This window comes from Luteimonas sp. Soil_C_5, assembly GCF_057656615.1.
In genome coordinates this window covers 1-23,717 of record NZ_JBDGKA010000005.1, presented here as the reverse complement: position 1 = coordinate 23,717, position 23,717 = coordinate 1, and the positions used below count along the sequence as shown (strand labels likewise).

Below are 23,717 nucleotides of genomic sequence, written 5' to 3'. Positions count from 1 at the left end.
CCACCATTTTTAGATTTATATCCTTTTGTTTAAAGCACGGACCTAGGGGATAACACCGACATGCGTTTCAGTCTTCAACGCGAAACTCTGCTGAAGCCGCTGGCTCAGGTCGTCAATGTCGTCGAACGCCGGCAGACCCTGCCCGTGCTGGCCAACCTGCTGGTGCAGGTCACCGACGGCCAGCTGTCGTTGACGGGAACCGACCTCGAAGTCGAGATGGTCTCGCGCCGGGCGGTCGACGATGCGCAGGACGGCGAGACGACGATTCCGGCGCGCAAGCTGTTCGACATCGTTCGCGCCCTGCCCGATGGCAGCAAGGTCGTGATCTCGCAGTCGGGCGACAAGATCACGGTGCAGGCCGGCCGCAGCCGCTTCACCCTGTCGAGCCTGCCGGCGGGCGATTTCCCGTCGGTGGACGAAGTCGAAGCGACTGAGACCATCGCAGTGCCCGAGGCCGCGCTGAAGGAGCTGATCGAACGCACCGCGTTCGCGATGGCCCAGCAGGACGTGCGGTATTACCTCAACGGCCTGCTGTTCGATCTGGGGGACACGCGCCTGCGCTGCGTCGCGACGGACGGGCATCGCCTGGCCCTGTGCGAGACCACGCTCGAGGATGCGGTCCAGACCAAGCGCCAGATCATCCTGCCGCGCAAGGGCGTGACCGAGCTGCAGCGCCTGCTGGAAGGCGGCGACAAGACGCTCGAGCTCGAACTCGGCCGCAACCACCTGCGGGTGAAGCGCGACGATGTCACCTTCACCAGCAAGCTGATCGACGGCCGGTTCCCGGATTACGAGGCCGTGATCCCGATCGGTGCCGACCGCGAGGTCACGATCGACCGTGAACTGCTGCGCGCCGCCCTGCAGCGCGTCGCGATCCTGTCGAACGAGAAGTACCGTGGCGTGCGCATGGAAGTCTCGCCCGGCCTGCTGCGCATCAATGCGCACAATCCGGAGCAGGAAGAGGCCCAGGAAGAAGTCGAGGCCGATACCAAGGTCGACGAGCTGGCGGTGGGCTTCAACGTGAACTACCTGCTGGACGCGCTGACCGCGCTGCGCGGGGAACAGGTCGTCATCAAGCTGCGCGATGCGAATTCGTCGGCCCTGGTCCGCGAGGCCACCGATGAGCGAAGCCGCCACGTCGTGATGCCGCTGCGTCTCTGACGGGACCGGTACCATGCGTGGGCCTCGGCTCCGCATGTTTCACGTGGAACATGACGCCCGGTTTTCCGGGCGTCTTCCGTTTGGCGACCGCCTGCCTGCTTCTGGATATTCGTGCTGATCACCCGTCTCGATCTTCGCAACGTACGCAACGTGGACGATGCTTCGCTGAAGTTGGGTCCGGGTCTGAACCTGTTCGTCGGTGACAACGGTGCCGGCAAGACCAGTGTGCTGGAGGCGTTGCACCTGATGGCCTACGGACGGAGTTTCCGTGGGCGCGTCCGCGACGGCCTGATCCGACGAGGTCAGGACGCGCTGGAGGTCTACACCGAATGGCAGGATGCTGCCCGGCATCCGGGTATCACCCGCCGCGCAGGATTGCGTCACAGCGGGCAGGACTGGTCCGGTCGACTCGATGGCGCCGACGTGGCCCAGCTCGGCGATCTGTGCGCGGCGCTGAAGGTGGTGACGGTGGAGCCGGGCAGCCATTCGCTGATTTCAGGCAGCAGCGAAATCCGGCGCCGGTTCCTGGATTGGGGATTGTTCCACGTGGAACAGGACTATCTGCCCCAGTGGCGGCGCTACGCCCGGGCGCTCAAGCAGCGCAATGCCCTGCTGAAGTCCGGCGCCGGTGCCGCGCAGCTGGATGCCTGGGATTTCGAGCTCACGGACGCGGCCGAGCCGCTCGATATCCGGCGCCGGGCCTACTTGCAGCGCCTGCAGACGGCTGTGCGCGCGGTGGCCAGCGCGATCGCCCCCCAACTGGGCGAACCGGAGCTGGAATTCCTTCCGGGCTGGCGGCGCAACGAACTGTCGCTGGCGGACGCCCTGCTGGTCGCGCGGGACCGCGACCGCATGGCCGGCTACACCAGCCTCGGCCCGCACCGGGCCGATTGGCGACTCCGTTTCGACGATCACCGGGAACAGGCGCTGCTGTCCCGCGGCCAGGCCAAGCAGGCTGCGCTCTGCTGCCTGTTGGCACAGGCACTGGATTGCGCCACCCAGGATGGCGGCCACTGGCCGGTGATCGCACTCGATGATCTGGCCTCGGAGCTGGACCGTCACCATCAGCACCAGGTGCTGGAGTATCTGATGCCCGGCAACGCACAGATCCTGATCACCGGCACCGAGCTGCCTGCGCACTGGGCGCCCGCCGTGCAGGCCGCAGCGCGCATGTTCCACGTGGAACACGGCAAGCTTCGTTCGAGTTGATCCCGCCGCTGGTCCTGTCCAGCACGGTCCGAAATGAGTTAGGCGATGTTCCACGTGGAACCTGTCTTATGGCCGGCTCCCGGCATGTTCCACGTGGAACCACGCCCGGGCCGTACGGGGCCGCAGTGTTACAATTCGCTCCTTGCGGTCTCTCCTGCCGCGCGGTGCTCCGGACCTTCCGGGCCGCGTCTGGAGGCCGCGCTCCGGCCAGACAGCGAACCGAATGAGCGACGAGACGATCCCCAGCGGCGCCCCCGCCAACTCCGACTACGATTCCAGCCGCATCACCGTCCTGCGTGGCCTGGAGGCTGTGCGCAAGCGGCCCGGCATGTACATCGGCGACGTGCACGACGGCACCGGCCTGCACCACATGGTGTTCGAGGTCGTCGACAACGCGATCGACGAAGCGCTGGCCGGTCACGCCGACGACATCGTGGTGACCATCCACGAGGACGGCTCGGTGTCGGTGTCGGACAACGGCCGCGGCATTCCGGTCGACATCCACAAGGAAGAGGGCGTCTCGGCGGCGCAGGTCATCATGACCCAGCTGCATGCCGGCGGTAAGTTCGACGACAACAGCTACAAGGTCTCCGGCGGCCTGCACGGCGTGGGTGTGTCGGTGGTGAATGCGCTGAGCGAGAAGTTGACGCTCGAGATCTGGCGCGACGGCAATCGCCACCACCAGGAATACGCGATGGGCGAGCCCGTCGCCCCGCTGGAAACGCTGGAAGCCAGCGACAAGCGCGGCACCCTGCTGCGCTTCTGGCCCGCGGTGGCCACGTTCTCCGACGTGACTTTCCATTACGACATCCTGGCGCGCCGCCTGCGCGAGCTCTCGTTCCTCAACTCGGGCGTGCGCATCAATCTCGTCGACCTGCGCGGCGACGGCCGCCAGGACCTGTTCGAGTACGAGGGCGGTATCCGCTCGTTCGTCGAGCACCTGGCGCAGCTCAAGACGCCGCTGCATCCGAACGTGATCTCGGTGACCGGCGAGCAGAACGGCATTACGGTCGACGTCGCCCTGCAGTGGACCGACGCCTACCAGGAAACGATGTTCTGCTTCACCAACAACATTCCGCAGAAGGACGGCGGTACCCACCTGATCGGTTTCCGCGCCGCGCTGACGCGCACGCTGACCAACTACATCGAGCAGAACGGCATCGCCAAGCAGGCCAAGGTGGCGCTGTCGGGCGACGACATGCGCGAAGGCATGATCGCGGTGCTGTCGGTCAAGGTGCCGGACCCCAGTTTCTCGTCGCAGACCAAGGAAAAGCTGGTCTCCTCCGAGGTCCGCCCGGTGGTCGAGAGCGCCTTCGGCCAGCGGCTGCAGGAATTCCTGGACGAGAACCCGGCCGAAGCCCGCGCGATCGCCGGCAAGATCGTCGATGCCGCCCGCGCCCGCGAGGCCGCGCGCAAGGCCCGCGACCTGACGCGCCGCAAGGGCGCGCTCGACATCGCCGGCCTGCCGGGCAAGCTGGCCGACTGCCAGGAGAAGGATCCGGCGCTGTCCGAACTCTTCATCGTCGAGGGTGACTCGGCAGGCGGTTCGGCCAAGCAGGGCCGCAACCGCAAGAACCAGGCGGTGCTTCCCCTTCGAGGCAAGATCCTCAACGTCGAGCGCGCGCGCTTCGACCGCATGCTGGCCAGCGCCGAGGTCGGCACGCTGATCACCGCGCTGGGCACCGGCATCGGCAAGGACGAGTACAACCCGGACAGGCTGCGCTATCACCGCATCATCATCATGACCGACGCCGACGTGGACGGATCGCACATCCGCACGCTGCTGCTGACGTTCTTCTACCGGCAGATGCCGGAACTGATCGAGCGCGGCTACGTCTACATCGGCCTGCCGCCGCTGTACAAGATCAAGCAGGGCAAGAACGAGCTCTACCTCAAGGACGACGCCGCGCTCGACGCCTACCTCGCCGGCAACGCCGTCGAAGGCGCCGCGCTGACGCCGGCGGCGGGTGAGCCTGCGATCGAAGGCACCGCGCTGGAGAAGCTGCTGCTGACCTTCGCCGCGGCCAAGGACACCATCGCCCGCAACGCCCATCGCTACGATCCGGCCGTCATGGAGCTGCTGCTCGATGCGGCGCCGATCGCGGCCGGCACCGATGCGGAAATCGACACCGCGCTACGGTCGCTGGAATCGCGCCTCAACCAGAAGGGTCTGGGGCGTCCGCGCTTCAAGTTCGCGGTCCAGCCGGCCACCGAAGCCCGCGGCGCGGTGCTGACTATCGATCGCCAGCACATGGGCCTCGACGTGGTGCAGCTGGTGCCGCTGGCGACGCTGGAAACCGGCGAGCTGCGCACCATCGGCGAAGCCGCCCGTGCGCTGCATGGCCTGATCCGGGACGGCGCGCAGATCGTTCGCGGCAACCGCGCCCATCCGATCAACAGCTTCGCCGAGGCGCAGGCCTGGCTGATGGACGAGGCCAAGAAGGGCCGCCAGATCCAGCGCTTCAAGGGTCTGGGCGAAATGAACCCCGAGCAGCTGTGGGACACCACGGTGAACCCGGAGACGCGTCGCCTGCTGCAGGTGCGGATCGAGGATGCGGTCGCCGCCGACGAGATCTTCAGCACGCTGATGGGCGACGTGGTCGAACCGCGTCGTGCATTCATCGACGACAACGCGTTGAAGGTCGCCAACCTCGACGTCTGAGTCGCGACGGGCGCACGGCATCGTGCGCCCGTTGACGGAACGTTAATCCGGGCCGCACTACAACGGTCGTCCTTGAACAGGGGAAGACCACCCATGAAAGCGCTGACAGCTGCCCTCGCGACCGCGCTCGCGCTCGCCGGTTGCGCGACCTCGACGTCGCCTACCGGCCGCACCCAGTACGTGGGCGCCGTGTCCCAGGCCGAACTCAACCAGATGGGTGAGCAGGCCTTCGCCGAAACCAAGACCAAGATGCGCCAGTCGCCGGACGCGAAGCAGCAGGCCTATGTGCGCTGTATCGTGACCGACATCGTGCGCGAGCTGCCCGCGAACTGGCAGCAGCTGAATTGGGAATCTGTCGTCTTCGTCGACGAAAACCCCAACGCGTTCGCACTTCCGGGCGGCAAGGTCGGCGTGCACACCGGCATTCTCACGGTCGCCCGGAACCAGGACCAGCTGGCGGCGGTGATCGCGCACGAGATCGGTCACGTCTACGCCAATCACCATGACGAGCGCATCACCCGCCAGATGGGCGCCCAGGGCGCGCTGGGCGTCGCGGGCGCCCTGCTCGGCTCGCGCTATGGCGAAGGCGCCCAGCAGTCGACCAACCAGCTCGGCGGCGCTGCCCTGCAGGCGACGTTCCTGTTGCCGGGCACGCGCACGCAGGAGACCGAGGCCGACGTGGTCGGCCAGGAACTGATGGCCAAGGCCGGTTTCGATCCGCGTGCAGCGGTGGGCCTGTGGCAGAACATGATCGCGGCGAGCGGCGGCAACCGTCCCCCACAGTGGCTGTCCACCCATCCCAACCCGGAGAGCCGCATCAGCGAACTGCAGACGCGCGCCAATGCACTGGTGCCGACGTACGAGCAGGCGCGCGCGGCGGGCCGCCGTCCGAACTGCGGCTAAAAAACCCGCACACAGGCCGTGGCTGGGCGACGCGTGACCGCTCGTCCATAATGGCCGTCTTCCATTTTCGCGACCGTCTCCGAGCGGTCGTGGTTGCCCAACGAGGTGATTCGATGTCGAAGTTCCGCCTGTCCAACTCGATCCTGGCCGGTGCTGTTGCGACCGCGCTGATGGCCTTCGCAGCACCCGTCGCGGTCCATGCCCAGGACAGCAGTGCGCGTTCGAGCGATCGCAGCGAGCGTCGCAACGCACGCCAGGCAGCGGCGGCCGAGCCGCAGCAGGCGGCGCGCTACCCGAACGCGACGCGCCAGGAACCGGGCGTGTCGGCGAGCCAGCGTCTGGCCAAGCAGCTCAACACGTTGTCCGAGGCGAATACCGCGCAGGACGCGGCCAAGGGCCTGCCGATCGCCGAGGAGATCCTCGCCAACGATCGCGCCAACGAATACGACAAGTCGATCGCCGCGCTGCTCGCCGGCCAGCTGCTCCTCAACGAGGACAACGCGCGTGCCACGACGTATCTGCAGCAGGCCATCGATCTGGGCGGCCTCGACAACAGCAACCATTTCCAGGCGATGCTGATCATTGCCCAGCTGCAGGCGCAGGAGCAGGACTACGACACCGCGCTCGTCTCGCTCGATCGCTACCTCACCGAGTCCGGTTCCACGGATCCCAAGGACCTCGCGCTCAAGGGCAACATGCTCTATCGCCTCGAGCGCTATCCGGAGGCGATCGCGGTGCTCAAGCCGCTGGTCGAATCCGGTGGTGAGGTCGATCCGCAGTGGACGCAGATCCTGATGGGCGCCTATGCCGAGTCCGGCAACAACGCCGAAGCCACGCGCCTCGCCGAACAGGTCGCCCAGGCCACGCCGGACGACAAGCGCTCGCAGATCAATCTCGCGGTGTCGTATCTGCAGACCGACCAGAACGACAAGGCGATCGAGGTGTTCGAGCGCCTGCGCGCCAGCGGCCAGCTCACCGAGGACAGCGAATACCGCAACCTCTACGCGCTGTACCTCAACAGCGAGAACAAGGAGCGCGAGGCCATCGCCGTGATCAACGACGGCCTGGAGAAGAACGTCCTGCAGCCCGACTACCGCACGATGTCGGCGCTCGGTCAGGCGTACTACTTCTCCGACCAGGTCGGTCCTGCGATCGAGGCGTGGCAGAAGGCCGCACCGCTGGCCGAGAATGGCGAGACCTATCTCAACCTCGCGCGCGTGCTGCATCAGGAAGGCCGCAGCGCGGAAGCGAAGGAAGCGGCACGCCAGGCGATTGCGAAGGGTCTGAAATCCAACGCGGACGCCGAGCGCATCATCTCGTCACGTTAAGGAAAAGTTGTGTGTCCCATGGATGGTGCACGCAGCTTGTCTTGGTATAAGCTTTAGGGTTCCTGCTGCCCGCAACGGTTGCAGTTCAATATTCCCACCGGGGTTCGCCCCGGCCTGACCAGAGTTCTCCGCATGACGCAACGTTCGACGACGACCAACGACGAAGACGAGGGCTTGAACTGGGCTCGCATCGCCGGCTTCACGATGGTGGTCGCGTTCCATGCCGCCGCCGTCATGCTGCTGCTGGCCCCGGTGAACCCGCCGAATACCGCGCCGGATGAAGAGATGGCCACGCGTGTCGTGATCATCGAACCGCCGCCGCCGCCGCCGCCGCCGCCGCCGCCGCCGCCGGAACCGCCGAAGCCGCAGCCGATCAAGGAGCTTTCGCCTCCGCGACCGACACCGGTGCCACCGCCGCCGGAATCGCCGCCGGTCGTGTTCGACGAGCCGTCGCCGATGGATACGCCGGCCCCGCCGCCCGCTCCGCCTGCGCCGCCCGCGCCGTCGCCTGACATCGGTGCCAGCGTCGACATCTCGTCGAAAAACATGAATCCGCCGCGTTACCCGCCTGCCGCTGCCCGCGCGCAGATCGAAGGCACGGTGATCCTGGTCATCGACGTCGACGCCAACGGCAACGTGACCAACGTGTCGGTCGAGAAGTCCAGCCGCAACCGTGACCTCGATCGCGCCGCGATCGAAGCCGCACGCAAGTGGTCGTTCGCGCCGGCCATGTCGAATGGCCAGCCGGCCGCCGGTCGCGTCCGCGTGCCGGTCGACTTCAGCCTCGGCTGATCCGGACCGCGTTACACAGATCCAGGCGCTCCACACGGAGCGCCCGCTAGACCCGTTTCAACGTTCAACTCTTCATACCACTACATCTAGAAGGTAAGCGTCATGCTGCAGGAAACCACCAACGCCGCTGTGTCCAACGCTGCAGGTCTGGAGTCGATGGGCTTCGCTGACATGATCGAGCACATGGACGCGGTCAACTGGACCGTTCTGATCGTGCTCATCGTGATGTCGGCCATGTCGATCTTCTGGATCATCTTCAATGCGATCAAGAATGCGCGTCTGCGCAGCAGCAACGATCGCGTCATCAACACGTTCTGGGAAACCCCGAACGCGCAGGATGCGATCCGCTTCATGGAAGAGCAGCCGAAGAGCGAGCCCTTCTCGAAGGTCGCCCTCGACGCTGCCCAGGCCGCCGCGCACCATCAGCGTCATGAAGGTTCGCGTCTGGTCGAGTCGCTGAACCGTTCGGAATTCGTCGATCGCGCCCTGCGTCAGGCCGTGACCCGCGAATCGCTGAAGCTCGAAGACGGCCTGACCGTGCTCGCCACCGTCGGTGCAACCGCGCCGTTCGTGGGTCTGCTCGGTACGGTGTGGGGCATCTATCGCGCCCTGATCCGCATCGGTGCCAGCGGCCAGGCCGACATCGGCGCGGTGGCGGGTCCGGTCGGCGAGGCGCTGATCATGACCGCGATCGGTCTGGGCGTCGCGATCCCGGCGGTGCTGGGCTACAACTTCTTCGTCCGCATCAACCGCGGTACGAACAACAAGCTCGACACGTTCGCCCACGACCTGCACGACTTCTTCGCCACCGGTTCGCGCGTCGGTGACGTCGCTCCGCCGGCTTCGGCCAAGGTCTAAGCACAAAACGTCTCGTAGCAGTTAGCGACAACGGAGTTTCGATATGGCTTTCAGCTCAGGTGGTGGCAACGACAAGGTCAACGCCACGATCAACATCGTCCCGCTTGTCGACGTCATGCTGGTGCTGCTGATCATCTTCATGGTCACGGCACCGCTGATGGCGCACAAGGTGCAGGTCGAACTGCCGGAGGCCGACCTCGATGAAAGGCCGGAAAATCTGCCCGGTGTACCGCTCACCGTGGCGGTGACCGAGGCAGGCGACATCTTCCTCAACGACGAGCCCGTGACCCTCCAGCTGCTGGAGAGCACGTTCTCGGTCGAAGCGCAGAAGACGCCGCAGCCCCCGGTCAATATTCGTGGCGACTCGACGACGAAGTACCGGACGATCAACGACGTGGTCAACGTTGCGCAGGCCCAGGGCATGCGCAAGGTGGGCTTCATCGCGACGACCGAAATCAGGTAACCGGAGCAACACGCATGGCATTTTCTTCCGGTGGCGAAGGCCCAATGGCCGACATCAACATCATTCCGCTCTGCGACGTGATGTTGGTGCTGCTGATCATCTTCATGGTCACTGCGCCCAAGGCGTCCTACCCGATCGACATCGATCTTCCGCAGCGTTCGACGACGCCGCCTGACAATCCGGTCGAACCACCGGAGCCGATCAAGCTGCGCATCGACGGTTCGGGCCAGGTGTTCTGGAACGACAGTCCGACGCCGATTTCGGCGCTGCGCAACATGATGGAGTCGGAGATCCAGCGCGATCCGACCAATCAGCCGACGCTCGAGATCGATACGAACGCGGACGCGGACTATGGCGTGCTGGCCAAGGTACTGGCCGAAGCCAAGAACGCGCAGATGCAGAAGATCGGGTTCGTTCGGCAGTAAACGCATCAACGTCGGCGCGGGCCTGCAGCACGCGCGACGCTTCCCTTGTTCGATTTGACGCCGCCTTCGGGCGGCGTTTTTTTTGTGCCAAGAAGCACACAGGTCGGCGTTTTCTTTGGGCGTGAAAACAGGCTTGGAATACGCGGGTACGTTGACCCTGCGGCGGCTTCTCCTGCTGCAGTTCTGGAGATGGTCGTGGTGCAACGGTGCGCCACGCCAAGCCTCCATCCATGCGTCGTGTCTGGCGGACGGCGGTGCCTGCAGGTCTTCAAGAAGATCGAGTGCCCGTCCAAAGAGGCCATGCCCGGTGCGGCTGATCCCGCCCGACCGGGACGTGGTGGCGGACGACCCGCCCGCGGCTCGGCGCAAATCTGCACGCCTTCGAATCTGTTCGGGATCAGGCCGAGATCAGCAGCGGCGTATGCAGAATTCCGATGCGGACCGCGTGTCGTCAGGTGATTCCTGCGCTCGCGGGCATCTGGCTTGATCGTGCTGTCTGGCGCCGGTCTCGGGCAAACGCGAACGGCGCTGGATGCCCGCATTCGCGGGAGTGACGGCGTGCGCTATGCGGCGGCGGCCGTGCTGTCGGTCGGCCGGTCGAGGATCTCGAGATACCGGCGCACGGTCGTGTCCAGTCCGTCGTACAGGGCCTCGTCGATCAGGGCATGTCCGATCGAAACCTCGTCGATGCCGCCGAGTGCCGCCAGGAACGGGCCGAGGTTGGCCTGGCTGAGATCGTGGCCGGCGTTGACGCCCAGGCCTGCATCGCGCGCGCGGCGGGCGGTGTCGACGAAGGCGGGCAATGCTGCGTCAGGCGCACCGTCCGCGAATGCCGATGCCCAGGGTCCGGTATAGAGCTCGATGCGGTCCGCGCCGATCGCGGCCGCCGCCTCGACATCGCTGCCGGCATCGGCGAACAGGCTGACGCGGCAACCGAGTGCGCGGAATGCAGCGATCAAGGGGCGCAGCGCATCCGCATCGCGGGCGAAGTCGAAACCGTGGTCGGAGGTCAGCTGGCCGTCGCCATCCGGCACCAGGGTGACCTGCGCGGGGCGGTTGCGCTCGCACAGCGCGAGCAGGCCGGGATAGCCGTCGCGTGTGGGCGCGAAGGGATTGCCTTCGATATTGAATTCGATACCGCGCGCGTGGGTCAGTGCCGACAGCGCGAAGACGTCGTCAGCGCGGATATGGCGGGCATCGGGGCGCGGATGCACGGTGATGCCGTGGGCACCGGCGTCGAGGCAGACGGTGGCGGCGCGGATCACGGACGGTGCATCACCGCCGCGCGAGTTGCGCAGCACGGCGATCTTGTTGAGGTTGACGCTGAGCCGGGTCGCCGGCGCCTGGGGTCGGGCGGGGTCGTGCATCGATCGGTGGATCAGAGGCCGGACGGCGGCGTGCCGGGCGCCTGCGTGGTTTCGGCGGCGGCGCGGCGGGCTTCGGCCTGCTCGCGCAGGCGGCGGAGTTCGGCCGGGTCGACCATCATCGCTTCGCTGCGGCTCTGATTGCCGACACGCTGGGCCAGCAGCCCGAGCACGCCGATGACGATCAGGACCAGGGCCAGCAGCAGCGCGATGGCAGCCAGCGGCACCGAAGTCGTGGAGAACGCAAGAACGAGCGCACCGAGTGCGAGCAGCAGGCACAACCAAGGCATGGATCGGTCTCCGCCGGACGTGGGCGCAGTCTAAACCACCATGGCCCGCGCGCCACCGGGCACGGCGTCAGGAAAGCGCCCGTGGCGTTGCGTGCGTGCGCGGGCGGTGCGGACTGCGCGTCACAGCAAGGGCGAACACAGCCGCGCGAGCGCTTCCGGCAGACGCGCGGTCAGCAGCGGGCGATGGCGACCGCGGTGCACACGCGAGGCGTTGGCGAATTCGCTCTCGATCAGGCGCGCCAGTCCGCCTGCCAGCCCGGGATCGTCGAACAGCACCGACAGTTCGAAGTTCAGGCGGAAACTGCGGTGATCGAAGTTCGCGCTGCCGATGATCGCGAGGTGGTCGTCCACCAGCAGCGATTTGCTGTGCAGCATGCGCGAGCGGTACTCGTAGACCTTGACGCCCGCGACCAGCAGCTGACCGAAGTACGAACGCGCCGCCAGCGTGACGAGGCGCGAATCGCTGACCCGCGGCACGATCAGGCGCACGTCGAGACCGGCGAGCGCGGCGGAGGTCAGCGCCATCATGGCCGCTTCGCCCGGGACGAAATACGGCGTCGTCATCCACACGCGCTGCTTCGCGGCGTGGATCGCGCCGACATGCGCGCGATGGATCGCTTCCCAGGTCGAATCCGGGCCCGAGGTCAGGATCTGGGTGCGGATCGGTCCCGGATCCGCTGCCGGCGTCTGCTGCTCGACCTCGGCGAGGAAATCGCGACGTCCGGTCGCGTACGCCCAGTCTTCGGCGAACACCAGCTGCAGCACGCGCACCGACTTGCCGGTCATGCGCATGTGCAGGTCGCGATAGGCATCGATGCGCTGGCGCTCGTCCTGCTCGTCGGTGATGTTCATGCCGCCGGTGTAGCCGATGCGGCCATCGATCACGACGATCTTGCGATGGGTGCGCAGGTTGGTCCACGGGCGTTTCCAGATGCGCCCGAACCGCATCGGATGGAACCAGGCGATCTCGCCACCGGCCTCGATCAGCGGCGCGAAGAAGCGCTGCGACGCCCCGGAGCCGACGAAATCCATCAGCAGGCGCACGCGCACGCCCGCACGTGCGCGCTCGACCAGCGCGTCGCGCAGCATCTGCCCGATCGTGTCCGGTTCGTAGATGTAGTACTCGAGATGGACGTGATGTTCGGCACGGGCGATGTCGGCCAGCAGCGCTTCGTACTTCGCGGCGCCGTCGACCAGCAACTCGACCTGCGCCGACGAGGTGACCGGCAAGCCCGTGGTCGCCTGGGCCAGCCGGACGAGTTCGGCCGCCTCGCCGTCTTCGGCATCCAGCGCCGACTTGTGCATCGCCGCGCGGCTGCGGCTGCGGCGCAGCCGGTGGCGGCGGATCTTCTGCGGCCCGAACACGTGATAGATCAGGAAGCCGAGATAGGGCAGCAACGCCAGGCCCAACAGCCAGCTCAACGTGGCCACCGGCTCGCGCTTCTGCAGCACGATCCAGCCGCCCAGCATCACCAGGTAAAGCACCCAGCCGACGCCGAGCAGCGCGATCAGATGCGGTGCGGTGACCAGGGCATCCCAGGCCTGCTGAAGCGCGTCGAACATGGTGGACCCGGCGAGCGGCGCCCATCGCGCCGGCGCACAGGGTACCGGCGGCGCCCTGTCTGCACCGACATCGCCGGCGACGCAGTGCGTGCCATCACCCGGGCGGAGACATGTCACATCCGGCTGTCGCACTCCTGTGACAGCCGGCGGACCGCGCGGTGACGCGGCTGGTGCCCGGGTTTCGCTCGCGGGCTGCCACAGGCCGGGGACGCGAGGGAAGGGTTCGATCCCACGGGATTTCAATCAACTAATTGAAATACAAGGAATAAAAAGGCTGGCACGGCCTATGCGTTGACTCCCCCATCAGTCGAACCGGGGATCAACCGCCATGCGCCATCCAGTCCAGACCCGCGTCGGCCTGCTGATCGCCTGCCTGGCGTTCGCAGGTCCTGCCGCCCAGGCCGCGGGCGCGCGCGCCGGCGTGCAGCCCCAGCCGGGCGAGATGGTCCTGTTGCGCGATGTCAGTGCACGTCATGCGGTACGGCCGTCGCCGCCGGGCATCGGCCTGATCGTCGATCCGACCCCGAACCGACAGCTGCTGCCCGCACTGGCCAGCCACGAACTCAGCGACGCGGATTTCCTCGCCCTCGACACCGGACAGCAGGTCCAGACCCGCGGTCCCGCGTCGGGCGGCCTGGCCGGTCCGATGGTGCGCACGCTCACCGGCCCGTCGATGGGCGGCGGCACGGCGCGCGATGCCAGCGGCGTGCAGACCGCGGGCACGCTGGGCGCCGCCACCGGCGGGCCGCTCGGCGCGGTCGGCCAGGCCACCCGCGGCATCGGCGGCCACATCACCGGCGCGCTGTCGCAGATGCCGTTCGGGCAAGCCGCGGCGGGGAACGGTCCGTGAGCACGCGATTCGCACTGGCCGTACTCGCCTGCATCGCCGCGGCGCCGGTCCTCGCCGACGACTACGGCGCGATGCTCGGCTATCTCACCCAGTCGCGCATCGACGGCCAGGCGTTCGCCGGCGCCTCGGGTGCACTCGCGCTCAACGTCGCCGCCGGCGACCACAACCAGCAGGCCAACCTGCGCGCACTGGCCGTCGGGCCGGACGCGAGCGCCGACGTCGCACTGCGGCAACAACGCCGCGGCGACAGCGCGACCCCACCCGACGGCGCATCGGCCGTCATCGGCGGCCAGGCCTTCGCCGGCGCGTCGGGACTGGCCGGCATCAATCAGGCCAGTGGCAGCGGCAACTCCACATTCAACGGAGTCGCCCTGGCACTGGCGCAACAGGGCATACGCGAAACCGACGACGACGGCACGTTGTCGGCGGCGTTCGCGTCGGCGGGGCAACAGCACGGTTTCGACCGAGGGGGCGCGGCCGGGGGACGGCGCGTGGCATCCGTCGAGTCCACTGCGCTGCAGGGCTTCGAGGGTGTGGTGCAACTCAACCAGGTCGCGGGCTCGGGCAACGACACCGGCAACGCAGTGTCGATGTCGATCCAGTCCGGACCGTGACCGGGAATCAACCGAACTTCCACGCGAACCACGAGAGAGAGACATCAACATGAAGACCATGAAATTGACCGTCCTGGCGCTGGCCGTCGGCGCAGCCGCGGCGGGCAACGCGCAGGCACAGCAGGTCGACCGCCGGATCGTCGACTACGACATCACCATCGACGACACGCGCAACTACGAAACCAACGTCACCAACACCGACACGGCGATCAACACCGAGGTCAACACCACGGTGAACCAGACCCAGGACATCAGCCAGACGGTGGACCAGTCGCTGACCGAAACCTGGGACATCAGCGTCAATGATTCGTTCACCCGCGACGTCACCCAGACCGTCGACCAGAGCCTGACCGAGTCGCACGACATCAGCACCAGCGACACCTACAGCCGCGACGTCAGCCAGAGCCTCGACGAGGCCCACCGCATCCGCACCAACCAGGTGTACGAAGACATCGAGCGCACCGAGAACGTCAACTCCGACATCCGCCGCGAGCGCAACGAACACGGCGTCGCGGTGAACCTCGAGAAGGATCTCTCGCTGAGTTCGGACATCAGCTTCAGCGGCGATCCGACCATCACCGGCGACATCGATCTGGATTCGGCCGCGATCGCGGTGGTCGACAACCGCCAGTCCGTCAGCGGCAACATCGGTCTCAACAAGGTGGTCGAGAACGAAGCGTCGATCGCCGACGAAGTGGGCGCGGAGGCCTCGGGCAACCTGCTGTTCAACGTCGCCGCCGGCGACAACAACGTGCAGGACAATGCCGCGGCGCTGTCGGCCGCCGATGCGGGCTTCGCATTCGGTCTCGCCGATGCCGAGGTGTTCGTGAACCAGGCGGGCAACGGCAACACCACCGTCAACGAAGGCGTGACCAATGCCGCGGGTCTGGGCGGCAACGCGTTCTCGTCGGCGAGCGGCAACATCGGCGTCAACATCGCCTCGGGCAACAACAATGCGCAGAAGAACGCGATGGCCGCTTCGGTCGCCACCGCGGCCTATTCGCAGGCCAGCGTCAGCTCCAACCAGGTGTCGACGGGCAACGTGACGTCGAACGCCGGCAGCCACGAGCGCTTCGACGACACCACCGAGATGTCGCTCAGCGGCACGATGAGCGGCGGTTCGATCGCGGTCGGCATGGGCGCCTATGAGGGATCGTCCTCCGGCACCAGTACCTCGCGCGGCAATGCCTACCAGCAGTCGAACTTCTACGCCGACATGTGGGAAGGCGAGCGGCATCCGGCGGGCGATTCGACCGGCCATACCGACTTCGACATCGACAGCCAGGGCGCGGTGCGCAATCCCTACCGTCAGGGTGTGGGCGGCCTCGCGTTCGATACCGATTCGCGCGGCAGCTACTCGGGCCGCGAGGAAGGCGATCTGGCGTTCATCGAGCTGGGCTACATGGAGCTCGAGGCCGCGCTCAGCGGTGAGGTCAACACGAGCCGCTGGGTGTCGGTGGCGGCGACCAACACCGCCAGCCTGAGCGGCAGTGCCTTAAGCAACGCCTCCGGCAACATCGGTGTGAACGTGGCGGCGGGGACCGGCAATCTGCAGGCCAACAGCCTGTCGATGGCGGTCGCGCAGCCGGGCGCCGCAGCGCCGCCCCCGGGCGGTGGCGGCGAGTAAGCGCCCACCAGGTGTGACCCCCGACCGCGGTCCGGGTCGGGGTTTCCCCGGAGCCCCGCGCCACCTGCCCCGTGGCGCGGGGCCTCCTCTGCAGACGAGGCCCGACGATGATCCGATTGCTCGCCGCCGTCGTACTGGCGCTGCTGGTGTTGATGGTCGCTGCGCGTGCGCGTGCGGCCGATGTGCAGGTGCACGGCATCCTGCCCAATGGCGCGGTGATGCCGGTGCGGGTGGAGAGCATGCGCGAGGCGCGCTTCCGCAACATCGTCCGCCAGCACACCGATTACAGCTGCGGCGCGGCCGCACTGGCGACGGTCCTCAAGTACGCCTACCGGCTGGATGTCGACGAGGCCACGGTCATCGAAGGAATGATGGGTCTGGCCGATCCGGACGTGGTGCAGACGCGCGGCTTCTCGCTGCTGGACATCAAGCGTTACGTGGAATCGCTGGGCATGCGCGGCCGTGGCTACCGCATCGAGGAGGACCGCCTGCGCGCACTGCGCGTCCCGGGCCTGGTGCTGATGGACGTCCGCGGCTTCCGCCATTTCGTCGTGCTCAAGCATGTGGCCGACGACATCGTCGAGGTCGCCGATCCGATCCTCGGCAACCGCAGCGTGCCGATGGCCGAGTTTCTCGAATCGTGGCCGTCGCGCGCCATTTTCATCGTCATAGCCAGTGACTTCGATCGCGAGACCGCGCTGCTGCAGCCGGTCGCGCGCCCGAGCGCGAAGGCGCTGTTCGCCCGCCAGGGGCCGTTGACCGACGCCGAGCTGCTGGATTTCGGCTTCAGCCACGCGGATCTGTTCTGAACGAGGTTCCGACATGAAGACGTACATGACATCGCGGCTGGGTCTGGTGCTGCTGGCGGTCGCCCTGGTGACACCGGTCCGCGCCGAAACCGACGCGTCGCCGCGGCCGTTCGGCCTGCGCGAGATTCCCGATGCCGAACTCGGCGCGATGCGCGGCCGCTACATCGTCGGCGACGATCGTGTCGCCTGGTTCGGCGTGACCATGGTGTCGGACTGGATGACCACGTCCGGCCAGCGCCTGCAGGGCGCGATGACGCTGGGCTTCGACCTGCGTGGCGCCCGGCCCGATGTGAGCTTCGAGCCCAGCGTCACCATCACCGACGGTGCGCTGCCCGCCGTGGCAGCCGGCAGCGGGCAGGTCGATGCATCCGGCCTGGCGAATGTGGCTGGTCTGGTCCAGGCGGTGCAGGTGGCCGGCGACGGCAATACCGCCCGCAATGGCCTCAGGCTGCGCATCCGCGAGGGCGCGGTGCCGTCGCAGGTCGGCGGCGAAGGTGGCGGATCCGCCGAAGCCACAGCGTCCGGCGCGCATGCGCGCGCGGCCGTCGACGGCGCCGGCGCGCGCGTGCTGCTCCAGGTCGCGGGCCAGGGCGCGGTCGAGCAGTGGATCGACGCGCGTGCCGTCGGCCAGAGCATCCGTCTCACCGGCGACGGCCATGCCGTTTCCAACCGTCTGCAGCTCGATCTGGTGCGCCAGGGCACACCGGCCAGCGAGACCGTCCACCAGAACCTGGTCCAGGCCATCGGCATGACCCGCGCCGGCGGGCTTTGAGACCACACATCCACGCGTCGATGCGGGAGGGGGCAATCTTGAAATCGACACTCGTACGCGCGCGGCGGCCACTGGCCATCGCGCTGGGGCTGGCGTTGTGCGCCCCGACCCTCGGACTGGCCCAGGATGCCGGCGCGCTGACGCCGGCCGACCGGGCACAGATGCAGCAGCTGCTGCAGGACCTCACGTCGCTTAAGCAGAGCTACGCGCAGGAAGTACGCCGACTGCGCGAACTGGACATGCAGATCCAGGCGCTGCAGGCGCGCGTCGGCGGCGCGATGCCGCCGTCGACGGATACCGCCGCGAGTGCCCAGGGTCCGTCCCCTGCGGCTGCGCCTGCGCCCGCCGGGCCTGCAGCGCCGTCGCCTCGCAGCGACGCGGGCTACGCCGGCACCGCCGAGGATGCCGAACGCGCGCAGGAGACCGATTCGCGCAGCGTCGCCGACGTCAAGCAGCAGAGCACTGCACTGTTCAATCGCCGGCTCACGCTGGAGAACGGCATCAGCTACAACCGTTACGACCGCAAGCAGGTCACGCTCAACGGCTTTCTCGCGCTGGATGCGATCTTCCTCGGCAACATCGCGATCGAGAACGTCGAATCCGACACGGTGAACTACAACTTCGCCGCGCGCTGGGGCGTCAGTCCGCGCCTGAGCCTCAACCTCGACGTGCCCTACATCGCGCGCAAGACCGTCTACCAGAAGGGCGGCGCCGGCGGCGCGGCCGCGGCGATCGCGCAGGAGGAAACCGACGGCGCGGGCCTGGGCGACATCAGCGCGAGCGCCAACTGGAAACTCTTCGGCGAACGCGGGCCGTGGCCGGAGACGGTGCTCAACGTCGGAGTGACCGCGCCGACCGGACAGGAGCCCTACGGCATTCCGTGGCGCGTGCTCGAACGCGACGCCGACGACTTCATCCGCTTCGCCGTGCCCGAGGAGCAGCCCACCGGCAACGGCCTGTGGCAGGCGACCGTGGGCCTGTCGGCGGTCAAGACCACCGATCCGGCGATCCTGTTCGGCAACATCGGCTATGCGCGCTCGTTCGCGCGCGATTTCGCCGATCTCGACAACAACCCGGCCACGGTGAATCCCGGCCGCGTGCGTCTGGGCGATGCCTACTATTTCGGCGCCGGTCTGGCATTCGCGTTCAACGAACGCACCAGCCTGAGCATCTCCTTCAGCGACCGGCTCAATGCCCGCGCGCGCACCCGCTACGACGGCGGCGACTGGAGCAAGCTGATCGGCAGCGACGCCAACGCCGCGACGATGAGCCTGGGCGTGACCCATGCGATGACGCCCAGCGCGACCTTCGTCGGCGTGCTGGGCATCGGTCTCACGCCCGATGCGCCGGACTTCAATCTCACGGTGAAGGTGCCCTACGCGCTGTAGGGCCGGTGCCCGGCGCCGGCCGGTACCGGCGTCATTTCCAGCGGCAGGCGTCCAGCGACACGCCGTGCTTGCGGCACAGCCGGTAGACCGTCATCCGCGAAATGCACAGCCGCTGCGCGCAGGCACTGACGTTGCCGCCGGTCGCGCGCAGCGCATCGAGCAGCGCATCGCGATCGGTGCGGTCGCGATGGTCGTCGAGTGCGACCACGCGCGCGGTCGCGGCGCCCATCTGCAGGTCGTCGGGTTCGATCAGCGCGTGCTCGGCGACCACGGCCGCGCGGCGCACGCGGTTGAGCAGTTCGCGCACGTTCCCGGGCCAGGGATGCGTGCGCAGGCACTGCCGTGCGGCCGCGCTGAAGCCGCGCGCCTGCACCGCATGGCGCGCACGGAACGCGTCGAGGCACTCGCGCGCCAGCAGCTCGATGTCGTCGCCGCGCTCGCGCAGCGGCGGCAGGCGCAGGCGCAGCACGTCGAGGCGGTAGTAGAGATCCTCGCGGAAGCGGCCCCTGGCGATCGCCGCGTCCAGATCGACATGGGTGGCCGCGATCACGCGCACGTCCACGTGCACGGCCCGGTTGCTGCCCACGCGTTCCAGCGTGCCTTCCTGCAGCACGCGCAGCAGGTTGGTCTGCGCCTCCATCGGCAGGTCGCCGATCTCGTCGAGAAACACGGTGCCGCCGTCGGCCGATTCGAACAGGCCGACCCGCCGCGTGGTGGCGCCGGTGAACGCGCCACGCTCGTGGCCGAACAGTTCGGACTGCACCAGCGTCGGCGCGATGGCGCCGCAGTTCATCGCCACGAACGGCCGCTCGCGGCGGCGTGACAGGTCGTGCAGCGCATGCGCGGCGAGTTCCTTGCCGGTGCCCGACTCGCCGGTCACCAGCACCGGCAGGTCGACGTCGGCGTAGCGATGCAGCATCGCGCGCACCCCGAGCATCGCTGGACTGCGGCCGCCGATGCTGTCGATGTCGCGGCGCGGCCGGGCCACCAGGTCGGCCAGCGCGTCGGCCAGCCGGTCGGCATCCAGCGGCGCATGCAGCACCCGGCCGCAGGCCGTGCGGATGCGCTGGCCGATCGGGTCGCCGTCGTCATCGCCGTCCACCAGCGCCAGCGACGGCAGGTCGACATGTTCCAGCAGCATGCGTTCCAGTGCCGCCAGGCGGCCTGCGTCGGCGCCGCGCAGGTCGGCGACGATGACTACGAGGTCGGCGCCGCGCATGCCGACCTGGCGGCTGGCGTCGTGGTCGGCCACCCGCAGGTGCCAGCCGCCGGCGGCAAGCTGCGCCTGCTCGCGCCGCGTCGGTGCGCCGAACCAGATCGCGCAGCGCTGCGCGGTCGGCGCGTTCAAGCTCGCCATACCGGCCCGCCGGTCGGCGACGACGACGCAGGACCGGTCGCTGCCGGCCTCTGATGTACGGACATGCCCCTCTCCCTTGCCCCGGCTGTCGGCGTTACCAACGCGGGACCGGGGGCGGATCGGCCACCGGCGGCGTCGCACGGGGTGAGACCGGCGGCTGCCAGACTGCCGCGATGTCCGCTGGCCGCCTCCGTCCACCCGTCGCCACCGCCCGCAAGGGGCGCGGTAGCGCGTCGTGGGTGGCCGGGCGCTACGAGACCCAGGTCGCCGTGCCCGAGGACGACGGCTGGGACGGCCTGCAGGCGCAGCAGGACGAGGCGGACGCGCCGCAGACCGTGGTCACCGAGGAGCGCGCCCGCAGCATCGTCAGCCGCAACCAGTCGCCCGACATCAGCTTCTCGCAGTCGGTGAATCCGTATCGCGGTTGCGAACACGGCTGCGTCTACTGCTTCGCCCGGCCCTCGCATGCCTACCTGGACCTGTCGCCGGGGCTGGATTTCGAAACCCGGCTGTTCGCCAAGACCAATGCCGCCGAACAGCTGCGCGCCGAGTTCGCCCGGCCGGCGTACGCGTGCTCGCCGATTGCTTTGGGCATCAATACCGACGGCTACCAGCCGATCGAGCGCCGCTACGGACTGACCCGCGCGCTGATCGAGGTCATGGCCGAGGCGCGGCATCCCTTCAGCATCGTCACCAAAAGCGCCAACGTGGTCCGCGACCTCGACCTGCTGGCGCCGATGGCGGCCGACGGCCTGGTCACGGTGCACTTCTCGGTGACCTCGCTCGACAACCGCCTCTCGGCCCGGATGGAGCCCCGCGCGGCCGCCCCGCACGCGCGGCTGCGGGCGATGCGCACGCTGCACGAGGCCGGCGTACCGGTCGGCGTGATCGTGGCGCCAGTGGTGCCGGCGATCAGCGACCATGAACTCGAGGCCATCCTGGGCGCGGCGCGCGAGGCCGGCGCGGCGTCGGCCGGCTATGTGGTGCTGCGCCTGCCGCACGAGCTGAAGACGCTGTGGCGCGAATGGCTGGCCCTGCACTATCCCGAGCGCGCCGCCCACGTGATGAGCCTGCTGCAGCAGCTGCATGGCGGCCAGGACTACGACAGCCGCTTCGGCACGCGCATGCGCGGCCAGGGCCCGTTCGCGGAGCTGCTGGCCTCGCGCTTCGCCCGGGCACATCGCGCGCTCGGGTTCGGGCGGTTGCCGCCGCTGCGCACCGACCTGTTCCAGCGGCTGCGGCCCGCGTCGCCACAGGGCGATCTGTTCTAGCAGGCCGATGGGCGGCCCGCCTCACGGGGTCTGCACCCCGTGTCCACACCGGGATTTCCTACACTGCGCGGTCTTTCCGCCCGCGCCCGTCGCCGATGTCCGATGCTGCCGTCCTGCCGCCGTCCACCGAACAGGTGACGGTCGCCGCCCTGCTCGATGCCCTGTCGGTGGCCGCCGCCGTGCTGGCAGCGGACGGACAGTGGCGCCAGGCCAACCCGGCAATGGGCGCCCTGCTGGGCGTGGCACCGGACGTACTGCGGGGCGGCCGGGCCCATCGTGATCATTTCGCCGGGGCGGATGCCGCCCGCATCGATGCGGCGCTTGCCGGGGACGGCACCGGTCTGCGCGACCTGCCGGTTGCGCTGGATGGCGACACCGGGCCCGTCCGGCACTGTCTGCTCGACCTGCAGGCCCTGGGGCCGGACGGCGACCTGCTGCTGCAGCTGCGCGACGTCACCGCGCTGCATGCGCTGGAGCAGGTGCAGGAAACGCTGGCCTTCGGCATCTCCCATGAACTGCGCGCGCCGGTGCGGGCGATCGAACAGTTCTCGCGCCGGCTGGCCGAGCGCAGCGCGACGCTCGAAACCGATGCCGCACTGGACCATCTGCAGCGGATCCGCGCCGCTGCCGGTCAGGCCGGCGGTCTGATCGACGGCCTGCTCGAAACCATGCGCGCCTCGCGGCCGCCGCGTGCGCCCGGCCCGGTCGACATCAGCCTGCTCGGCGACTGGATCTGCGCCGAGCTGCAGGACGCCGCGCCCACGCGCGCCGCCGATGTCCAGATCGCCCCCGACCTGTGGGCCTGGGGCGACGAACACGCGCTCAAGCAGCTGCTCGGCAAGCTGCTCGACAACGCCTGGCGGTTCTCCGCGCACCGCGACCGCGTGCGCATCGAACTCGACGGCGAACGCGTCGGGGACCGCATGCGGCTGCGCCTGCGCGACGGCGGACGCGGTTTCGACATGCGCTATGCTGACCGACTGTTCGTGCCGTTCAAACGGCTGCACGGGGCCGACGACGGCGCAGGCCATGGCCTGGGCCTGGCCATCGCCCAGCGAATCGCGCAGGCGCATGGCGGTCACATCCGGGTGCAGTCCGAACCGGACATCGGCACCACCTTCACCATCGAACTGCCGGCGGTGCCGGACGAGGACGCCGCACGACCATGAGCGCACATACGATCCTGCTGATCGAGGACAACCCCGACGACGCCGAGCTGACCCGCATCGCGTTCGCCGAGGCCGGGATCGACAGCCAGCTGGTCGTGGTGGGCGACGGCGCCGAGGCCCTCGACTACCTCTTCGCCCGCGGCGCGCATGCGCATCGCGATCCGACCGACCTGCCGTCGATCGTGCTGCTGGACCTCAACCTGCCCAAGCTCGACGGCCGCGAGGTGCTGCAGTCGCTGCGCGCCAACCCGGCGACGCGCGGCCTGCCGGTCGTGGTGCTGACCACCAGCACCGAGCCCTTCGACGTCGAGGCCAGCTACGCGCTGGGCGTCAACAGCTACATCCGCAAGCCGGTGGATTTCGGCAAGTTCGTCGAAGTGGTCAAGCAGATCGGGCTGTACTGGTTGGTGTTGAACCACCCGCGGGGTTGAAGCCCCCATGCTTGAGCGGTTGTCGACGCCGGCGGGCGTCCTGGCTGGTCGGCCTGCGGCCGCAGCCGTACAGCAGTGTTCTGGTTCGATGTGTACCGGCGCCCGAAGGCGTTCGGGCTATGGCCTCTGCCTTGATTCCGGCCCCGGCCCCGGCTCCGGCCTCGGCCTCGGCTTTGGTTTTGGCTTTGGTTTTGGTTTTGGTTTTGGCTTTGGTTTTGGTTTTGGTTTTGGTTTTGGTTTTGGCTTTCGCTCTGCTTCGGTTTCGGCTTCGGCTTGTGCCCTTGGCTTCATCGAGCCGTAAAGCGAGCCGAGCATCGCAGGGCGGCGGGGCCGGAGAGCAGCCCATGTCTGAGCGCAGCGAGTTTGGGCTGCGTGCCCCGGTGCCCGAGAAGCGCAGGGGCCCGAGCCGGC

23 protein-coding genes are annotated in these 23,717 nt (G+C 68.1%); 19 read left to right on the top strand and 4 right to left on the bottom strand.

Going from position 1 to position 23,717, the window contains the following annotated elements; genetic code table 11:
- Window positions 1–60: 60 nt before the first annotated feature.
- From dnaN to AC3A5K_RS14385, 9 genes are all read left to right on the top strand, one after another.
- A complete protein-coding gene (dnaN, locus tag AC3A5K_RS14425) occupies window positions 61–1,161 on the top strand; it encodes a DNA polymerase III subunit beta (RefSeq protein ID WP_487618246.1) in 1,101 nt (366 codons plus the stop codon).
- A gap of 111 nt (window positions 1,162–1,272) precedes the next feature.
- A complete protein-coding gene (gene recF, locus AC3A5K_RS14420) occupies window positions 1,273–2,370 on the top strand; it encodes a DNA replication/repair protein RecF (protein WP_487618245.1) in 1,098 nt (365 codons plus the stop codon).
- 223 nt (window positions 2,371–2,593) lie between these two features.
- Window positions 2,594–5,032: a DNA topoisomerase (ATP-hydrolyzing) subunit B gene (gene gyrB, locus AC3A5K_RS14415; protein WP_487618244.1), complete on the top strand. Its 2,439-nt coding sequence runs from the start codon at window positions 2,594–2,596 to the stop codon at window positions 5,030–5,032.
- A gap of 93 nt (window positions 5,033–5,125) precedes the next feature.
- Window positions 5,126–5,935, top strand: coding sequence for a M48 family metallopeptidase (locus AC3A5K_RS14410; protein WP_487618243.1), 810 nt, complete (start codon window positions 5,126–5,128; stop codon window positions 5,933–5,935).
- A gap of 113 nt (window positions 5,936–6,048) precedes the next feature.
- On the top strand, window positions 6,049–7,263 hold the full coding sequence (locus tag AC3A5K_RS14405; RefSeq protein ID WP_487618242.1) for a tetratricopeptide repeat protein: 1,215 nt from the start codon (window positions 6,049–6,051) through the stop codon (window positions 7,261–7,263).
- 132 nt (window positions 7,264–7,395) lie between these two features.
- Window positions 7,396–8,055 carry an energy transducer TonB gene (locus AC3A5K_RS14400; RefSeq protein WP_487618241.1) on the top strand — a complete coding sequence of 220 codons (660 nt, stop codon included), beginning with the start codon at window positions 7,396–7,398 and terminating at the stop codon, window positions 8,053–8,055.
- Window positions 8,056–8,157: 102 nt separating this feature from the next.
- On the top strand, window positions 8,158–8,913 hold the full coding sequence (locus AC3A5K_RS14395) for a MotA/TolQ/ExbB proton channel family protein (protein WP_487618240.1): 756 nt from the start codon (window positions 8,158–8,160) through the stop codon (window positions 8,911–8,913).
- 43 nt (window positions 8,914–8,956) lie between these two features.
- On the top strand, window positions 8,957–9,376 hold the full coding sequence (locus tag AC3A5K_RS14390; RefSeq protein WP_487618239.1) for an ExbD/TolR family protein: 420 nt from the start codon (window positions 8,957–8,959) through the stop codon (window positions 9,374–9,376).
- A 14-nt stretch (window positions 9,377–9,390) separates the two neighbouring features.
- Complete coding sequence (locus AC3A5K_RS14385; RefSeq protein ID WP_487618238.1) at window positions 9,391–9,801, top strand: ExbD/TolR family protein; 411 nt, start codon at window positions 9,391–9,393, stop codon at window positions 9,799–9,801.
- 563 nt (window positions 9,802–10,364) lie between these two features.
- Here the strand turns inward: AC3A5K_RS14385 and AC3A5K_RS14380 are convergent.
- The 3 genes from AC3A5K_RS14380 to cls form a co-directional block, all read right to left on the bottom strand.
- Window positions 10,365–11,168 carry a pyridoxine 5'-phosphate synthase gene (locus AC3A5K_RS14380; RefSeq protein WP_487618237.1) on the bottom strand — a complete coding sequence of 268 codons (804 nt, stop codon included), beginning with the start codon at window positions 11,166–11,168 and terminating at the stop codon, window positions 10,365–10,367.
- 11 nt (window positions 11,169–11,179) lie between these two features.
- Window positions 11,180–11,455 (bottom strand): hypothetical protein, encoded by a 276-nt coding sequence (locus tag AC3A5K_RS14375; RefSeq protein ID WP_487618236.1) that lies wholly within the window; start codon window positions 11,453–11,455, stop codon window positions 11,180–11,182.
- Between the two features lie 120 nt (window positions 11,456–11,575).
- Complete coding sequence (cls, locus tag AC3A5K_RS14370) at window positions 11,576–13,018, bottom strand: cardiolipin synthase (RefSeq protein ID WP_487618235.1); 1,443 nt, start codon at window positions 13,016–13,018, stop codon at window positions 11,576–11,578.
- Between the two features lie 328 nt (window positions 13,019–13,346).
- On the opposite strand from cls, the gene AC3A5K_RS14365 reads away from it, so the two are divergent.
- The 6 genes from AC3A5K_RS14365 to AC3A5K_RS14340 all read left to right on the top strand — a co-directional run bounded on the left by AC3A5K_RS14365 (window position 13,347) and on the right by AC3A5K_RS14340 (window position 19,078).
- Window positions 13,347–13,868, top strand: coding sequence for a hypothetical protein (locus AC3A5K_RS14365; RefSeq protein ID WP_487618234.1), 522 nt, complete (start codon window positions 13,347–13,349; stop codon window positions 13,866–13,868).
- Window positions 13,865–14,482 carry a hypothetical protein gene (locus tag AC3A5K_RS14360; RefSeq protein ID WP_487618233.1) on the top strand — a complete coding sequence of 206 codons (618 nt, stop codon included), beginning with the start codon at window positions 13,865–13,867 and terminating at the stop codon, window positions 14,480–14,482. The genes AC3A5K_RS14365 and AC3A5K_RS14360 overlap by 4 nt, the downstream gene beginning before the upstream one ends.
- Window positions 14,483–14,531: 49 nt before the next feature.
- A complete protein-coding gene (locus AC3A5K_RS14355; RefSeq protein ID WP_487618232.1) occupies window positions 14,532–16,109 on the top strand; it encodes an adhesin in 1,578 nt (525 codons plus the stop codon).
- A 107-nt stretch (window positions 16,110–16,216) separates the two neighbouring features.
- A complete protein-coding gene (locus AC3A5K_RS14350) occupies window positions 16,217–16,918 on the top strand; it encodes a C39 family peptidase (protein WP_487618231.1) in 702 nt (233 codons plus the stop codon).
- 13 nt (window positions 16,919–16,931) lie between these two features.
- Window positions 16,932–17,690 carry a hypothetical protein gene (locus AC3A5K_RS14345; protein ID WP_487618230.1) on the top strand — a complete coding sequence of 253 codons (759 nt, stop codon included), beginning with the start codon at window positions 16,932–16,934 and terminating at the stop codon, window positions 17,688–17,690.
- Window positions 17,691–17,728: 38 nt separating this feature from the next.
- Window positions 17,729–19,078 (top strand): hypothetical protein, encoded by a 1,350-nt coding sequence (locus AC3A5K_RS14340; RefSeq protein WP_487618229.1) that lies wholly within the window; start codon window positions 17,729–17,731, stop codon window positions 19,076–19,078.
- 31 nt (window positions 19,079–19,109) lie between these two features.
- Here the strand turns inward: AC3A5K_RS14340 and AC3A5K_RS14335 are convergent, their stop codons facing one another.
- Window positions 19,110–20,435 carry a sigma-54 interaction domain-containing protein gene (locus tag AC3A5K_RS14335; RefSeq protein ID WP_487618228.1) on the bottom strand — a complete coding sequence of 442 codons (1,326 nt, stop codon included), beginning with the start codon at window positions 20,433–20,435 and terminating at the stop codon, window positions 19,110–19,112.
- 173 nt (window positions 20,436–20,608) lie between these two features.
- Here AC3A5K_RS14335 and AC3A5K_RS14330 point away from each other — a divergent pair, with 173 nt between their 5' ends.
- The 4 genes from AC3A5K_RS14330 (at window position 20,609) to AC3A5K_RS14315 (ending at window position 23,607) form a co-directional block, all read left to right on the top strand.
- A complete protein-coding gene (locus AC3A5K_RS14330; protein WP_487618227.1) occupies window positions 20,609–21,706 on the top strand; it encodes a PA0069 family radical SAM protein in 1,098 nt (365 codons plus the stop codon).
- 95 nt (window positions 21,707–21,801) lie between these two features.
- On the top strand, window positions 21,802–22,875 hold the full coding sequence (locus AC3A5K_RS14325) for a sensor histidine kinase (RefSeq protein WP_487618226.1): 1,074 nt from the start codon (window positions 21,802–21,804) through the stop codon (window positions 22,873–22,875).
- Window positions 22,872–23,306 carry a response regulator gene (locus tag AC3A5K_RS14320; RefSeq protein ID WP_487618225.1) on the top strand — a complete coding sequence of 145 codons (435 nt, stop codon included), beginning with the start codon at window positions 22,872–22,874 and terminating at the stop codon, window positions 23,304–23,306. Before AC3A5K_RS14325 ends, AC3A5K_RS14320 begins: the two co-directional genes overlap by 4 nt.
- A 7-nt stretch (window positions 23,307–23,313) precedes the next feature.
- The gene (locus tag AC3A5K_RS14315; protein ID WP_487618224.1) at window positions 23,314–23,607 is read left to right on the top strand and encodes a hypothetical protein; all 294 of its coding nucleotides are present in this window, start codon (window positions 23,314–23,316) and stop codon (window positions 23,605–23,607) included.
- Window positions 23,608–23,717 lie beyond the last annotated feature (110 nt).

What these genes read in the sequence shown, in the direction of transcription:
- dnaN (WP_487618246.1), top strand. Translation starts at nt 61, where the DNA reads ATGCGTTTCAGTCTTCAACGCGAAACTCTGCTGAAGCCGCTGGCTCAG.
- gyrB (WP_487618244.1), top strand. Translation starts at nt 2,594, where the DNA reads ATGAGCGACGAGACGATCCCCAGCGGCGCCCCCGCCAACTCCGACTAC.
- AC3A5K_RS14410 (WP_487618243.1), top strand. Translation starts at nt 5,126, where the DNA reads ATGAAAGCGCTGACAGCTGCCCTCGCGACCGCGCTCGCGCTCGCCGGT.
- AC3A5K_RS14405 (WP_487618242.1), top strand. Translation starts at nt 6,049, where the DNA reads ATGTCGAAGTTCCGCCTGTCCAACTCGATCCTGGCCGGTGCTGTTGCG.
- AC3A5K_RS14400 (WP_487618241.1), top strand. Translation starts at nt 7,396, where the DNA reads ATGACGCAACGTTCGACGACGACCAACGACGAAGACGAGGGCTTGAAC.
- AC3A5K_RS14395 (WP_487618240.1), top strand. Translation starts at nt 8,158, where the DNA reads ATGCTGCAGGAAACCACCAACGCCGCTGTGTCCAACGCTGCAGGTCTG.
- AC3A5K_RS14390 (WP_487618239.1), top strand. Translation starts at nt 8,957, where the DNA reads ATGGCTTTCAGCTCAGGTGGTGGCAACGACAAGGTCAACGCCACGATC.
- AC3A5K_RS14385 (WP_487618238.1), top strand. Translation starts at nt 9,391, where the DNA reads ATGGCATTTTCTTCCGGTGGCGAAGGCCCAATGGCCGACATCAACATC.
- AC3A5K_RS14380 (WP_487618237.1), bottom strand. Translation starts at nt 11,168, where the DNA reads ATGCACGACCCCGCCCGACCCCAGGCGCCGGCGACCCGGCTCAGCGTC.
- AC3A5K_RS14375 (WP_487618236.1), bottom strand. Translation starts at nt 11,455, where the DNA reads ATGCCTTGGTTGTGCCTGCTGCTCGCACTCGGTGCGCTCGTTCTTGCG.
- cls (WP_487618235.1), bottom strand. Translation starts at nt 13,018, where the DNA reads ATGTTCGACGCGCTTCAGCAGGCCTGGGATGCCCTGGTCACCGCACCG.
- AC3A5K_RS14365 (WP_487618234.1), top strand. Translation starts at nt 13,347, where the DNA reads ATGCGCCATCCAGTCCAGACCCGCGTCGGCCTGCTGATCGCCTGCCTG.
- AC3A5K_RS14355 (WP_487618232.1), top strand. Translation starts at nt 14,532, where the DNA reads ATGAAGACCATGAAATTGACCGTCCTGGCGCTGGCCGTCGGCGCAGCC.
- AC3A5K_RS14350 (WP_487618231.1), top strand. Translation starts at nt 16,217, where the DNA reads ATGATCCGATTGCTCGCCGCCGTCGTACTGGCGCTGCTGGTGTTGATG.
- AC3A5K_RS14345 (WP_487618230.1), top strand. Translation starts at nt 16,932, where the DNA reads ATGAAGACGTACATGACATCGCGGCTGGGTCTGGTGCTGCTGGCGGTC.
- AC3A5K_RS14335 (WP_487618228.1), bottom strand. Translation starts at nt 20,435, where the DNA reads ATGGCGAGCTTGAACGCGCCGACCGCGCAGCGCTGCGCGATCTGGTTC.
- AC3A5K_RS14330 (WP_487618227.1), top strand. Translation starts at nt 20,609, where the DNA reads ATGTCCGCTGGCCGCCTCCGTCCACCCGTCGCCACCGCCCGCAAGGGG.
- AC3A5K_RS14325 (WP_487618226.1), top strand. Translation starts at nt 21,802, where the DNA reads ATGTCCGATGCTGCCGTCCTGCCGCCGTCCACCGAACAGGTGACGGTC.
- AC3A5K_RS14320 (WP_487618225.1), top strand. Translation starts at nt 22,872, where the DNA reads ATGAGCGCACATACGATCCTGCTGATCGAGGACAACCCCGACGACGCC.
- AC3A5K_RS14315 (WP_487618224.1), top strand. Translation starts at nt 23,314, where the DNA reads ATGCTTGAGCGGTTGTCGACGCCGGCGGGCGTCCTGGCTGGTCGGCCT.